We start from the raw sequence: 14,347 nt of genomic DNA on the forward strand, positions 1-14,347 counted from the left end.
GCCTTTCCCACTGATCCATCCGGGCCGACAATGGTCGGGCGGCCGCCCCGAGGCGGCGCAGAGCAGGAGCGACCGGAGAGGAGAGGCGATGCGCTGGCCGCGTCGGCTGCCGATCGACCCGTTCATCGCGGCACTGTTCGGCACCGTGGCGCTGGCCGCCCTCCTCCCGTTGCGCGGCACGGCCGCCGAGGTGGGGCGGGTGGCGGCTGCGCTCGCGGTGGCGTTGCTCTTCTTCCTGCACGGCGCCAAGATCGCCCCGAGGGCGGCGCTCGACGGTGCCCGGCACTGGCGGCTGCACGTGGTGGTGCTGCTCGCCACGTTCGTGCTCTTCCCGCTGCTCGGGCTCGCCGCCGCGCCGCTGCGACCGGCGGTGCTGACCCCCGAGCTGTACCAGGGTCTGCTCTTCCTCTGCGCCGTGCCGTCCACGGTGCAGACCTCGATCGCGTTCACCGCCATCGCCCGGGGCAACGTGCCGGCGGCGGTCTTCACCGCCTCCTTCTCCAACATCGCCGGCATCGCGCTCACCCCGCTGCTGGTCACCCTGCTGCTCCAGGGCTCCGGCGAGGTACGGGTCAGCGCCGGCTCGATCGGCACGGTGGTGCTGCAACTGCTGGTGCCGTTCGTGGCGGGGCAACTCTCCCGCCGGTGGACCGCCGGCTGGATCGAGCGGCACCGAGCCCTGACCGGCCGGGTCGACCGGGGCGCGATCCTGCTGGTGGTCTACTCGGCCTTCAGTGCCGGCGTGGTGGCCGGGGTCTGGGACGAGGTCTCACCCGGGCGGCTGGCCGTCCTGATCGCCGTCGTCACCGGGCTGCTCGCGCTGGTGCTCGGGCTGCTGTACGCCGGTGGCCGGGCGCTCCGCTTCGACCGTCCCGACCGGGTCACGATCCTGTTCTGCGGGGCCAAGAAGAGCCTGGCCACCGGTCTGCCGATGGCGGCCGTGCTGGTGCAGCCCGAGGCGCTCGGCCTGCTGGTGCTGCCCCTGATGATCTATCACCAGATCCAACTGGTCGTCTGTGCCGCCATCGCCCGCCGCTGGGCCGACCGGCACCCCCCAACCCCCGCCGACCGCGTGTAAGGAAGGGCCCCCTACTAACGCCTCGTGTATAGGAAGGGTCCCCTCCTTACACCTCAGGGCGTACGGCGGGCACGGAACGGACGGCCCCGCCCCAGCGCGTCGGTGTACCCCCACCGACCCGGGATGTCGAGCAGCTCGATCTGGCCCATCTCCTCCGGCACCCCGGCCTCCACCGCCAGGTGGTTCGCGTACGGCTCCAGGCCGAGCAGCGTACGCAGCACCATCAGGGGCGTACCGCTGGACGGGGCGTACGGGCTGTCGGCGAGCCCGTACGGCACCGGGACCTTGGTGGCGGCCCGGTCGTAGCCGGTGAGGTACGCGGGCAGCCGGCCGTCGAAGTAGCGGCTCGCCTCCAGCATGCCCTCGGCGATGCGCGCCGCCTCGGCCCGGAACCCGGCCCGACACAGTCCCCAGGCGATCATCGAGTTGTCCCAGGGCCAGACCGCACCGGTGTGGCGACCGAGCGGGTTGTAGCCGGGTTCGTCCTCGGCGACGGTGCGGATGCCCCAGCCCGACCAGAGGCCGGGACCGAACAGGTGCCGCACCACGTCGTCGCGCCGCGACATCGGGACCATGTCGCTCCAGAGCAGGTGGCCCATGTTCGAGGCCAGCCCGTCCACGGGTCGACCGTCGGCGGAGAGCGCCACCGCGTAGTGCCCCCGGTCGGGCAGCCAGAAATCCCGGTCGAAGCGGTCCTGCAACTCGGCGGCCTCGCGTTCCAGCCGGTCGGCCCACTCCAGGTCCTGCCAGAACAGGCGCGCCATCCGGGCGGCCCGCCGTTTGGCGTCGTAGGTGTAGCCCTGGACCTCGCAGGTCGCCTGCGGGAACCCGGCCGGACGGCCGTCGGCGAAGCAGATCGCGTGCGCCGAACTGCGCCAGGTGCCGCCCACCTCCTCGGTGCGGCTGGTCTGGCAACCGGCCCAGACGTAACCGGTCCGCTGCGGGTCAGCGGGGCCGTCGAGCCAGGCGATGGCCGCCCGCACCTCGTACTCGTACCCACGGACCAGGTCGGCGTCGCCGGTCCACCGCTCGTACTCGTCGAGCAGGATGACGAAGAGGGCGGTGGTGTCGACGGCGGTGAAGTTGGCCGACTCGGGGGTGTCGTTGAAGGCTGCCGAGTCGCCGTACCGGCACTCCTGGACGATCTTGCCCGGCTGCTCGCCCCGGAACGGGTCGTCCCGTGCGCCCTGGGTCAGCGCCAGGATGCGCAGGGTCCGGGCCGCTCGTTCCGGCAGGAAGGGCAGCGCCTGGAAGCTGCTGATCAGGCTCTCCCGGACCAGCAGGGTCATCGACCAGGGCAGGCCGGTGGCGGGCAGGCCGTCGAGGTAGTTGAGGCCGGGATAGTGCAGTGCGGCGAGGTCGCGCACGGACCGCTCGTACGCGTGCTGCAACGGCTCGTATTCGGCACGCAGTCGGGGTGCCGACGCGGTCAACCGGGCGATGTCGGTCGGGACCCGCCTGTCGGAGCGCCCGGTGGAACTGTTCAGCCGTTCCCGCAGGTCGCGGCTGTGCAGGTCGCGGACGAGGGTGAGTACCCGCAGCCGGGTGCTCCAGGCGCTCTTCGCGTCGACCGTGACGGTGAAGGTCAGCCCGTCCTCGTCGATCCGGGCCGGTTCGCTCGCCGTGACCACCGTCTCCCGGTGCAGGCTCTCCCGCTTGTAGTGCAGCCGCAGCGTGTCCTGCTCCACCAGGGCGACCACCGGTCGGTCCCGGCGCAGCCCGCTGCGGACCTCGGGGACTTCGGCGAAGTCCGCGGCGACCGCCAGCCGCATGGTGTACTGCACCGGTGCGGGCGCGTGGTTGAGCAGGGTGATCTCCTCCTGGAACTCCTTGTCCACCTGGCGTCGCCGCATGACCGAGGTGGTCGCGCTGACGTAGTGGGTGGGCTCGCCGGGCACCAGCCCGAACCGGGACTCCCAGGTGTTCACCGCGTCGTGGGAGAGCACCGAGAGTTGCTCCCCGTCGAGGGTCAGGTCCCAGGTGGACAGGAACCGGGTGTCGAAGAAGTAGAGGCCCATCGGGGTGGTCGGCGTGGTTCCGACGTTCCCGTTGGCTTCGCTGATCATGAACAGGCTGCCGGCGAAGATGCGGGTGGCCTGCTGGAGTCCGACCAGACCGGGTTCGGCGAAGGTCGTACCCGGTGTGGCCGGCTCGACGGCGACGCTGTTGGCGGCCACCGGCAGCAGTCGGCGGAAGAGGTGCATCAGGGCGAGGTCGCCCCCGACCGATAGCACTCCCCGGAACAGCATGGAGACGAAGTGGTCGCGGCCGGCGAGGAGACGCTCGAACGAGGCCCGGCTCATCTCCACCCGGCAGTCGGCGTCGGTGCCGTCCCGGTACGCCCGGGCGCGGCCGTCGGCGAGCGCGACGAACCAGGTGTCGTGCCCGTCGAAGTCGAAGCGGAGCACCCCGGTGGGTGTGGTGGGCAGGCGGCCGGGCGGAGTCTCGGCCAGGCTCGCGAAGAAGCTGTCGAGCACTCCGTCCACCTGCCCCTCCCCGTCCACTGCCGTGTCGGCAACGCGGTAAATCGGACATACAACATATAATTGTCTTCTGGTGTGGGGTCGTGCTTCAGTGGAAGTACGGGGCACATCAGTCTGGGGAGGTGCGACGGTGGACGGACGGGTCGCGGCAGGGATGCGCTACCACACGTACGGGCCGGGACGGGGCGGCACGTTCCTGCTCGTCCACGGCTGGTGCGGCGACCACACGTACCTGGAACCGGTGGCCCGTCACCTGGCCGCCCGGCCGGCCCGGGTGATCGCCGTCGACATGCCCGGCCACGGCGACAGTCAGCCCTCGCCCGACGGGTACGGCGTCGACCAGATGGGCGGTCACCTGCGCGCCCTGGCCGACGCGCTGGACCTGCGCCGGGTCACGGTGATCGGGCACAGCCTCGGCGGGGTCTGGTCGTTGGCCGCCGCAGCCGCCGACCGGAGTCGGTTCACCGGCCTGGTGATGCTGGACTCCGCGGTCGCCGGGCCGCCCGGGGCCGCCGACGCGATCGGCGAGGTGGCCGAATCACTGCGCGACGACACGTCGGGCGCGGCCCGGGAGGGGATCGTCCGTTCGTACTTCCGGCCCTACTCCGAGCCGCGCCTGGTGGAGCGGGTGGTCCGGGCGATGGGCCGACCCTCCACCGAGATCGCCTACGAGCCGATCGCCGGACTGGCCGCGTACGTGCGGCAGGGCGGCGACGTGGCGGCGCTGACCACCTGGGCCCGGCCACTGCTGATGGTCGGCACCGACCAGCCCTTCTCCGACTACGCCCACCTCACCCGACTCGTCCCCGAGTCGCACATCGGGCAGACCGCCGGCTCCGGGCACTTCGTGCAACTGGAGGTTCCGGAACAGGTGAACGCGATGATCGACCGCTATCTGGAGATCACCCGCTGAACGCGCCGGACACTCGGCGGTCGCCGGAGCGGAACGCGCCGACCGGTCGGCGGCACCACGGGCCGCCGTCGGGTCGACGGACGACGGGGGAGTGGTGACGAGGGGCGAGGTACGCGCACGGGCGTTGCTGCTGGCGGGGGTGCTGCTCGGCGCGGCCGGGATCTTCGACGCGGTGGCGGCCGGCGCCGACCTGACCGGCGACCGGTACGTCTCGTTCGGCGACGGCGTCGTCCACCGGCACGACATCACCGGGTGGGTCTGGCTGCGGCTGGCCGCCGGGGTGGGTGTCGCCCTGGCCGGGGCGCTCGTACCCCTGGGCCGTCGTTGGTCGGGGCTGCTCGCGCTGGCCGCCGTCGCGGTCTTCGTCGTGCTGCACCTCTTCCTCTTCACCTACCACCCGGTGCAGACGGTGCTGGTGCTCGGACCGGCGTTGGCCGCCGCCAGGCTGATCCTCCTGCACCGCGCCTCGCCGGCCCCCTGAACCGCGCGCGACCCGGTGAAAGGCGGTGCCGGCGCCGACCGGGTCAGCGGGTCGGCAGGCAGACCTTGCCGGTGAACGCGGGGTCCGGCTGCTGGAACGCCGCCCAGGCCGGGTTGGCCGCGATGGCCAACGGCGGTGCCTGCCACGCGGCGCCGAGCCGCTGGAGCAGCGGATACTCGTCGCGCTCCTGCTCGATCGACTCGCCGGAGAGGAAGGCAACCAGCCGTTCCTCGACCAGCGCGCGGTCGAGCAGGCCGCCGTGGACGCCGGGCATCTGGAATACCGGGATGTCGGCGTAGTCGCCGGGTGGCGCCTCGGCGGCGGTGCTGGTGGGGACGAAGGCGACGATCCGTACGCCGGGCACCGGGCACATGAGCTGGTTGCGGTAGAACGGCGCGTTGTCGACCAGGGACCGGATGAACGGCTCGTCCGGACCGGTGCCGGCACCACCGCCCTTGTGCAGTACGCCGAACATGAGACGCAACTGCCACCCGGTGACCACGCCCCAGCCCCGGTCCTGGTGCGGTGGCGGATAGTAGGCGCGCCCCGCGTTGATCAGTGGGCTGAACATCGCCAGCGCGTCGACCGCCGGATGGGCGCCCTCCTGGAGGTAGGTGCGGGCGACCATGGCCCCCTCACTCTCACCGAGCAGCGCGATCGGCCGACCGGTACGCCTGTGCAGCCGCTGCACCTGCTCGCCGAGCAGCCGTGCGCTCTGCGCCACCGAGATCGTGGTGTCGCGTGGCGCGTACGGCAGGGGTGTGCCGTCCGGGTCCAGCCCCCGGTAGGAGAACCGCTCGACGCGGTCGTCGACCGGCGCCTCGCCGCCATACGCGGAGCCGTAGCCGGCGAGGACGATGATCGCCTGCGGGACCTCCGGCGGCAGCGGATGGTCCAGCACCATCGTCTCGGCCTGGAGGTTCTTGCCCGGCACCGCGTGCATCAGCGGCGGGATGAGCAGCGGCACCGCCAGGGCGAGTACGGCCGCGACCGGGGTCGCCGGCAGCCACGCCAACCGGATGCGGTGCGCGCTCAGGGCGGCGTGCACCGTCCGGTCCCAGAGCAGCCCGTTCACGATGCCTGCCGTGGCGGCCACCGGCACGGTCCACCAGCCCGGCACGCTCCAGCAGAGCGCACCGGCCATGGTCAGCACCACGAAGTTCAGCAGCGACCAGCCGACCAGGGACAGCGACGGCAGTCCGCGCCACCAGGGACCGACCACGGCGGCCCGTTGCAGGAACGGTGCCAGCAGGAACATCGGTAGCAGGGAGGCCAGCAGCACCCAGGAGAGCGCCACCACCGACGCGGCCACCGAGATCAACGCCCACGGTGCCACGATCACCGCCACCAGCAGGGCCAGCCCCAGGCTGCGCCGCAGCAGCCACCGCACCGGTGGTCGGGGCATCCCGTCCGGCCAGGCGAGCACCACCAGCACGGTGTGGAACACCCCCCGCGCCACCACCAGCACGCCGAACCAGAACAGGAACTTCGGCCAGGACTCGTGGTAGACGTACAGCCACCGCAGGTCGTGGTAGGTGTCGTACGGCCAGACGGCCGAGGTCTGCGGTGCGAGCCCGGTGGCGGCGACGAAGCCCAGGGCGACCAGGACGGTGGCCTCGACGGTCGGCGGCACGGCGGTGAGCAGCAGCAGTCCCGCCCGTCTGCGCTGCCGCATCCTGCCTCCCCGCCGTCTCCTCCCTGGCAGACTCCACCGGGAACGGCCGTCGTGTCGGGCAGTTCGGCAACTTCGCGGCGAGCGGGTGGGCGGCAGACCGGGTGACGACGCCCCGGCGGGCGCCGCCACCCGGCAGAGCACTAGCCGAGCGCCGGGTACGGGGCCTCGACCTCGGTGACGATCTCCTCGCCGTCGACGGTGCCGGTGATCCGGACGGTGGCGGTGCCGGCCGGTACCGCCGCGGCGCGCGTGGTGAACTGCTGGAAGGCGCTCCTGCCCGGGGCGACGCCGGTCACCGTCCGCGAGCCGAACGCGGTGACCAGCTCGATGGTGAGCGGCACCTGGTCGTCGTTGCGGGCGGAGACGGAGACGTACGCCGTGCCGCCGATGCGGTGCGTCTTCGCGGTCACCTCGACATCGAACGAGGACCCGGGGTCGAGTTCGGCCCTGGCCCGGGTGGCGTCGGCGACGATCCGGTCGCGTTGCGCGGCGGTGAAGACGTCCGCGTCGACGAAGGCGTCGGCGATGCGGGTGACGGCCGTGACGAACTGGCCGTGGCCGGCGAACGGCGCCTCGTCCCAGAGCAGGTCGAGGAAGGTCGGACCGTCGGTGCCGGGTGACGGCACTCCGGTGACCGGGATGTCGTACGCGGGCAGGCCGTCGTTGCGCTTGTGGTTGGGTACGCCGGTGTCGATGCCGCCGAACACGACCGTCGGTTCGACCCGCCGGAAGTACGACGAGACGGCCTGGGTGTCGGCGACGTAGTACGGCCGCAGGGTGAACCCGTGCGTGGCGAAGAGCTGGTCACCGGCGGCCGTGGTGCTGCTCGGGGTGATGGCGGCCCGGCTGTAGTCGCCGTCGCGCCGGAGGTGGCGGTACAACGACAGCTCCCGGAAGGCGCCCCCACCGGGGTTGCCGAGGATCTGCAGCAGCACCGGTCCCCAGAACAGGGCCTGGGTGTCGGGGCGGTCGATGGCGCGTTCGATGCGGATGCTGAACGGCATCCGGATGTCGACCGTGTCGCCGGAGCGCCAGGTGCGGCTCAGTGTCAGGTAGCTGCCCGGGGTGGCGGTGTGCTGGTGTGCGACACCGTTGACGCTGACCTGGAAGCCCTTGCGCACCCAGGCCGGTACACGAAGCTTGATCTCCAGTGGACCGCTGCCGTTGACGGTCAGCCGGGTGTGGTCCCGGCGGGGGTAGTCCGTCTCCTGGACGACGGTGAGGTCCTTCTCCGACCAGGTCAGGGTCGACGGCACGTACAGGTTGACCCAGAGGGTGGAGTCGTCGGCGGACTTGAAGTAGATCGTCTCCTGGTACTTGGTGTGGTTCTCCACCCCGGTGCCGCCGCAGCAGGTGCCGGTGTTGCCGTAGCCACGGGCGGCCCCCGGGGTCAACGGCTGGAAGTAGGTGACCTGCGGGTTGCTGACGGTGGTGGTGTCGGCGCGTGACCCGGCGATCTGGTTGATCAGGCCCCGCTCGTAGTAGTCCAGGTACGCCGGGTTCTGCTCGTGCAGGAACAGGTTGCGGGCGAGTTTGATCAGGTTGTACGTGGTGCACGTCTCGGCACCGCCCTGGGCGATCGAGTTGGCGATGTTGTCCCGGTTCTGGAACAGCTCGATGTTGTTGTTCGAGCCGGGGTAGTTGCCGCCGGTGCCGCCGTTGGCGTACGCGCGGTGCGGGACCACCATGCCGAAGAAGTTCTTCGCGGCCTGGAAGTACTCGGTGTCGCCGCTGTGTTCGTAGACGCGCAGGTAGCCGACGAACTGCGGCACGTGCGAGTTGGCGTGCAAGCGGTCGGGGCGGCGTCGGCCCGGGTTGGTGGCCGGGGTGGTCACGAGGATGTCCCGGTTCTCCACGCAGGCGTCGAAGAGCGACTCGCGGTTGTCGAAAAGCCTGGCGGTCTCCAGGTGCCGACTGTCGCCGGTGAGCGCGGAGATCTCCGGGAACACCTCGTTCACGCCGCCGGTCTCGCCCGCGATGTAGAGGTCCCACATGTAGTTCAGGTTGTCCCGGGTGATCGGTCCCGGATAGCCGGGGTGGTTCTTGTCGCCGACCGTCAACGCCAGGTGCGCCCAGTCGGCCATCCTGGTCACCACGTCGAGCGCCGTGGCGTTGTCGGTGTGGTAGTACGCGTCGAGCAGACCACGCATGATCTTGTGCTGGGTGTACCAGGGGGCCCAGGTGTTCGTGGCCGCGTTGCTGCCGTACACCGCCCACCGGGGCGGCCCGAGTCGCAGCACCGCGTCCTCGGGGATGGCACCGAGGTAGCCGGGGTGGGTCGGCACCCACAGCTCGGTCCCGCCGCTCTGCGTGGCGACGATCCCGCCGTCGCGGCCGTTCGGTGACGAGTCCAGGATCGTCGAGCCGCCCTCCTCCTCGAACCGGTACCAGGCGATCGAGCCGCCTCCGGTGCTGCCGGCGGGGGAGTTCTGCAGGGACGCCACCTCCTGTGCGCTGAGCGCCCGGTCGAAGATGTGGAACTCGTCGACGGTGGCGTTGAGCATCGGGTCGCCGTACTGCGACCGTCCGATCCACCGGTTGCCGGGGTTCCCCAGGTTCGCCGGACTCAACGTCATGCTCGTGTTCTGGCCGACCTGGACGCCGTTGACGTACAACGTGCCGGTGTTCTGGGTGAGGGTGACGGCCAGGTGCACCCACTGGTTGACGGGCAACGCGGTAGTGCCGTTGATCTGCTGTTCGCCGGCGCTGCCGCCGACGGTGATCGCGAACCGGGGTGCGTTACCGGTCGATCCGGCACGCGGGGCGAGGAACATGTTCACCGTGCTGTTCTGACCGAAGTCGAACAACCGGCTCCAGTTCTGCGTGGCCGCCAGGTTGACCCAGGTCGCGATGGTGAAGTCGGTGAGCTGGCTGATCGCCTCCTGCGGCAGCGTCACGTGCTCGGCCCGGCTGGGACCGCCCAGTCGCAGGCCGCTGCCGAACCGGCCGGGCACCCGGTCGATCTCCGGCTCCGCCGGCTCCTGCGGATCGCCGCCCGGATCGCCGGTGCCCATCCGGGCCGTGATGGCCGCCTGGCAGGCGGCGAGTTCGCCGACCATCCAGTCGAGCTTGTTCTTGAAGATCGGTTCACCGAGGTCGGCGTATCCCTGCGCGAGGGCGGTCATGACGTGCCCGGCCCAGTGGCCGCTGAGCAGGCCGCCGTCCTCCCAGCCGCCGGGTGTGGTGACCCCGGGCGGGTTGGGTCGGCCCGCCTGGTTGTTGAACAGCACCAGGAAGCGCCGCTCGTCGAGTTGCCGCAGGTAGTTCTTCATCCGGTCCCGCTTCTCCTGGAGCAGGCCGTCGCCGAGCCGGACGTCACGGAGCGGGAACGGCCGGACCGGTGCGGTGCCGCCCGGACCGGGATCGGCGAGGCGTGGCGCGGGCGTACCGGGGCCCGAACCCGGGGTCGGTGCCGCCTGTGCGGCGGTCGGGAAGGCACTCGCGGTGGCGACCGCGGCTACTCCGGCGGCGGACACCTGCAGGACCTGACGTCGACTCACGGGGATCTCAACGGATTCAGCCACTTAGGATCGTCCTTCCAGGTGGGGTACGGCTCGACCGGTGCGGCGGCGCGGGGTGGATTGTCAGCGAGTGTGAGCGTTAACTTTCCGCTCGTCAATCCCGTGACCCGGTGATGTGCGGAATGCGAAACCGGTAGGTAACGTCGCGATGTTAACGCTCACAGACGCGATTACCTGGGGTTCTCGGGCGCCCGTGGAGGCGTCCGCCTAGCGGTGATCCACCCCGGATCCGTCCTTCTCGGACGCGGCCAGTCGTCCCAGCGACAGCGGGGCGGCGATCGGTCGTTCCGCGAAGGCCCGCAGGTCCGCCCCGGTGACCGCCCGACCGGCGTGGTGGGCGGTCAGGCAGGCGGTGGCGAAGCCGCACACCCGGCCCTGGCACCAGCCCATCCCCGGCCGGGCCAGCAGCTTGACGGTGCGGGCCTCGGTAGCGCCCAGCAACTCCACGGCCTGCCGGATCCCGCCCGCGTCGACCTCCTCGCACCGGCAGACCACGGTCTCGTCGGCACACCGCGCGAGCATGTCGTCGGGGATCGGGTAGGCCCGGTGCAGGGCGGCGGCGAACCGGCGCAGGGCACGGCGTCGACGACGTGCCGCCCGATCCCCGGGCAGCGGTCCGGCGCCGAGCGAAGCCGCCGCCGCGGCACCGGCGATCCGACCCTCCACCGTCGCCAGGTCGGCGCCGCCGACGCCGGTGGCCTCACCGGCCGCCCACACCCCGGCGACGCTCGACGCCTGCTGCTCGTCGACGGACACCACCAGGCTCTGGTCGGCGTCGACCCGGGTCGCGCACCCGAGTTGGAGCGCCAGGTCGAGTTGCGGCGTGAACCCCCACCCGACGGCCAGCACGTCGCAGTCGATCCGCCGCTCGGTGCCGGTGCGTACCCGGCCGTCCCGACCTCGCCGGGCGACGACCACCCCGGTCAGCCGGTCCGTGCCGGTGGCCCGCAGCACGACGTGCCGATGCCGGACCGGCACCCGGTGCCGCGCCAGCCGGGCCGCGTACCCGGCCGCCTCACCGAACTTGCCGGCCGCGCCGAGCAGCGCGCGGGGGTGCCGGGCCAGGGCGAGCGGACCGTTCGCCTCCACCACCGCCGCCACCCGTGCGCCGTACCGGGCCAGACCGTCGGCGACCGGCAGCAGGAAGGGCCCGGTGCCGGCCACCACCACCCGCCGTCCGGGTACGACCAGATGACCCTTGAGCAGGGCCTGCGCCCCGCCTGCGGTGATCACGCCGGGCAGGTCCCAGCCAGGGAAGGGCACCTGCCGGTCGTACGCGCCGGTGGCGAGGACGAGCCGGCGGGCGGCGACGGTGACCGGGTCGGGTGTGCCGTGCTGCCGAGGCTCGGCGCCGACCAGGCAGCGGAGCGCCCAACCGTCGCCGTCCGGCGTGACGGACCAGACGTGGTGCCCGGCCAGCCGGACGACCCGACCGGCGTCGGCCAGCGCGGCGAGACGGTCCACCGTGGAGGTGAACCGCCGCCAGCCGTGGTGCAGGGTGGCCGGCCGGAAGCGGCCGGCGCCGGGAGCGGGGGAGCGCCAGTACTGCCCGCCGGGGCGTACGCCCGCGTCGACGATCGCGACCCGGGCGCCGGCCTCCGCCGAGGCGAGCGCGGCGGCCAGTCCCGCCGGCCCGGCACCGACGACCGCCACGTCCACGCGTACGCCGGTCATCGCCCGGTGCCCTGCTGGGTGCGGACGTCGTCGCCGGGTGTGGCGGGCACCAGGCAGGCCCGCAGCGACGGCTGTCCGTTGACGGTCACCAGGCAGTCGAAACAGATTCCGATGCCGCAGAACAGCCCCCGGGGTCGCCCGCCGACGCGGGTGTCCCGCCAGGACAGCACCCCGGCGGCGGTGAGGGCGGCGCCGATGGTCCAGCCGTCGCGACAGGGCACCGGCGTGCCGTCGAGGAGGATCTCGAACTCGTCGGGGTGGATCACCGGGGCACCTCCGGGTCGAACCGGTCCGGGCGGAACGGGGTCAGGTCCATCTCGGGCGGCGTGCCGAGCAGGCTCTGCGTGACGAGACGCGCGGTGCCCGGTGCCAGGCCGATGCCGGCGCCCTCGTGGCCGCACGCGTGGTGCAGCCCGGGGGCCCGGGGGTCCGGGCCGATCACCGGCAGGTGGTCGGGGCAGTACGGCCGGAATCCCCGGTACGCGCGGATCACCGCCACGTCGCGCAGCACCGGGAAGAGGCGTACCGCACCGGCGGCGAGCTGCCGCAGGGCCGGGACGGAGAGGCTCCGGTCGAAGCCGACGCGTTCCCGGCTGGCGCCGATGAGCACGGTGCCCGCCCGGGTGCCCTCCACCACCGTGGAGGTCCGCAGCGCGGCCGAGTCGCTGGCCACGTCGGCGACGTAGTCGGCGAGGTACACCTTGTGCCGGATGAGCGCCGGGAGCGGCTCGGTCACCAGGATGTAGCCGCGTCGGGGCGCGATCGGCAGCACGACACCGGCCAGTGCGGCGACCTGACCGGCCCAGGTGCCGGCGGCGTTGAGGACGGCGGCGGCGGGGATGTCGCGTCGCGGAGTCCGTACGCCGACCACCCGTGGTCCGTCCCGGAGCAGGTCGGTGACCGGCTCGTGCGGCAGCACGGTGGCGCCGCCCCGGCGGGCCAGTCGCAGCAGGTGGGCGGCGGCGAGCATCGGCTGCACCTGCATGTCCTGCGGGTACCGGTAGCCGCCGGTGAGGTCGTCGCCCAGGTGCGGTTCGTGTGCGTGCAGCCGGTCCCGGTCGACCGCGACCGCCTCGACGCCGAGGTCACGTTGCCGCGCGGCGAGCCGGGCCAGGCCGTCCAGCGACGCCCCGTCGGTGGCGACCACCAGTCCGCCCTTGGCCTCCATCTCCACCAGGTCACCGAAGGTCGTGTCGCGCACCGGCAGGTCGGCCAGGGCGCGCCACTGCCGGTGCGAGTGCAGCGCGAGGTCGAGTTCCGGGCCGGGTTCCTTGTCGGAGACGAGGATGTTCCCCTCGCCCGCCCCGGTGGTGCCGCCGACGATCGGTCCACTGTCGACGACGGTCACCGACAGGCCCGCCCGGCTCGCCTCGTGGGCGCAGGCCGCGCCGACGATGCCCGCCCCCACCACGACCAGGTCCACCGCCCCGCTACGCACGCGAGCACCGGCCCGGTCGGCCGGGCGCAGCGGTGCCACAGGGCCCGGCGGGGCAGTGGGGTGGCGGGGCGGCGGGGTGGCGGGGCGCAGGCATGGCACCTCCGACGTCGGGGGCTGGAGGGCGGCGGGACGCCGTTGTAGTGTGTGACATTGTACTGGCCGCCACGGAATAAGGAGCACCCGATGCCCCCTCGGTCGAGACCATGGCACGGCGTACTGGTGGCCACCACGGTGCCGCTCGACGACCGACTCGCGGTCGACGTCGACCGGTACGCCGAGCATGTCCGTTGGCTCGCCGACGAGGGCTGCGACGGGGTCGTGCCGAACGGCTCGCTCGGCGAGTACCAGACCCTCACCCCCGAGGAGCGCAGCACGCTGGTCCGGGTCGCGGTCGACGCCGCACCCGACGGCTTCACCGTGATGCCCGGCATCTCCGCGTACGGCGCGATCGAGGCGCGGCGGTGGGCCGAGGACGCCGCCGAGGCCGGCTGCGCGGCGGTGATGCTGCTGCCGCCGAACGCCTACCGGGCCGACGAGCGGGCCGTGGTCGCGCACTACCGCGAGGTCGCCAAGGTCGGCGTGCCGGTGGTGGCGTACAACAACCCCATCGACACCAAGGTCGACCTCACCCCGGAGTTGCTCGCCCGCCTGCACGGCGAGGGCCTGATCGTCGGCGTCAAGGAGTTCACCGGCGACGTCCGCCGCGCCTACCGGATCGCCGAGGCGGCACCCGGTCTCGACCTCATCGCCGGGGCCGACGACGTCACCCTGGAGCTCGCGGTGGCCGGCGCGCCCGGCTGGATCGCCGGGTACGTCAACGCGCTGCCCCGGGCCTGCGTCCGGCTCTTCGACGCGGCGGCCGACGGCGACCTGGCCACCGCGCTGCCGCTCTACCGCGCGCTGCACCCGCTGCTGCGCTGGGACTCGCGGACCGAGTTCGTGCAGGCGATCAAGCTCTCGATGGACGTCGTCGGACGCTACGGTGGGCCCTGCCGCCCGCCCCGGGTGCCCCTCACGGCGGACCACGAGCGCCTTGTCCGGGAGGCCACCGAGAAGGCGGTGGCGGCCGGCGGCCGGTGACGGG

10 protein-coding genes are annotated in these 14,347 nt (G+C 72.5%); 4 read left to right on the forward strand and 6 right to left on the reverse strand.

What is annotated here, in order from left to right:
• The first annotated feature begins 88 nt into the window (after positions 1-88).
• The gene (locus ABZ738_RS17145) at positions 89-1,078 is read left to right on the forward strand and encodes a bile acid:sodium symporter family protein (RefSeq protein WP_357214239.1); all 990 of its coding nucleotides are present in this window, start codon (positions 89-91) and stop codon (positions 1,076-1,078) included.
• A gap of 53 nt (positions 1,079-1,131) precedes the next feature.
• On the opposite strand, the gene ABZ738_RS17150 is transcribed toward ABZ738_RS17145, so the two are convergent.
• Positions 1,132-3,564 (reverse strand): glycogen debranching N-terminal domain-containing protein, encoded by a 2,433-nt coding sequence (locus tag ABZ738_RS17150; protein WP_357214242.1) that lies wholly within the window; start codon positions 3,562-3,564, stop codon positions 1,132-1,134.
• 127 nt (positions 3,565-3,691) lie between these two features.
• On the opposite strand from ABZ738_RS17150, the gene ABZ738_RS17155 reads away from it, so the two are divergent.
• Both ABZ738_RS17155 and ABZ738_RS17160 read left to right on the forward strand, forming a co-directional pair.
• A complete protein-coding gene (locus ABZ738_RS17155; protein ID WP_357214245.1) occupies positions 3,692-4,474 on the forward strand; it encodes an alpha/beta hydrolase in 783 nt (260 codons plus the stop codon).
• Between the two features lie 94 nt (positions 4,475-4,568).
• Positions 4,569-4,955 carry a hypothetical protein gene (locus ABZ738_RS17160; protein ID WP_131052442.1) on the forward strand — a complete coding sequence of 129 codons (387 nt, stop codon included), beginning with the start codon at positions 4,569-4,571 and terminating at the stop codon, positions 4,953-4,955.
• Between the two features lie 43 nt (positions 4,956-4,998).
• Here ABZ738_RS17160 and ABZ738_RS17165 read toward each other — a convergent pair whose 3' ends face one another.
• The 5 genes from ABZ738_RS17165 to ABZ738_RS17185 form a co-directional block, all read right to left on the reverse strand.
• Positions 4,999-6,630, reverse strand: coding sequence for a hypothetical protein (locus tag ABZ738_RS17165; protein ID WP_357214249.1), 1,632 nt, complete (start codon positions 6,628-6,630; stop codon positions 4,999-5,001).
• A 140-nt stretch (positions 6,631-6,770) separates the two neighbouring features.
• Positions 6,771-10,154, reverse strand: a complete 3,384-nt coding sequence (locus ABZ738_RS17170) for a beta-L-arabinofuranosidase domain-containing protein (RefSeq protein WP_357214252.1) — start codon at positions 10,152-10,154, stop codon at positions 6,771-6,773.
• A gap of 204 nt (positions 10,155-10,358) precedes the next feature.
• Entirely contained in the window at positions 10,359-11,825 is a 1,467-nt protein-coding gene (locus ABZ738_RS17175; protein ID WP_357214254.1) for an NAD(P)/FAD-dependent oxidoreductase, read from the reverse strand.
• Positions 11,822-12,091 carry a (2Fe-2S)-binding protein gene (locus tag ABZ738_RS17180; protein WP_357214256.1) on the reverse strand — a complete coding sequence of 90 codons (270 nt, stop codon included), beginning with the start codon at positions 12,089-12,091 and terminating at the stop codon, positions 11,822-11,824. Before ABZ738_RS17180 ends, ABZ738_RS17175 begins: the two co-directional genes overlap by 4 nt.
• Entirely contained in the window at positions 12,088-13,263 is a 1,176-nt protein-coding gene (locus ABZ738_RS17185) for an FAD-binding oxidoreductase (protein WP_357214258.1), read from the reverse strand. The genes ABZ738_RS17180 and ABZ738_RS17185 overlap by 4 nt, the downstream gene beginning before the upstream one ends.
• A gap of 183 nt (positions 13,264-13,446) precedes the next feature.
• Between ABZ738_RS17185 and ABZ738_RS17190 the strand changes: the two genes are divergently transcribed.
• Complete coding sequence (locus tag ABZ738_RS17190; RefSeq protein ID WP_357214260.1) at positions 13,447-14,343, forward strand: dihydrodipicolinate synthase family protein; 897 nt, start codon at positions 13,447-13,449, stop codon at positions 14,341-14,343.
• Positions 14,344-14,347 lie beyond the last annotated feature (4 nt).

Source organism: Micromonospora sp. NPDC047793, assembly GCF_040642635.1.
Lineage (GTDB): Bacteria > Actinomycetota > Actinomycetes > Mycobacteriales > Micromonosporaceae > Micromonospora.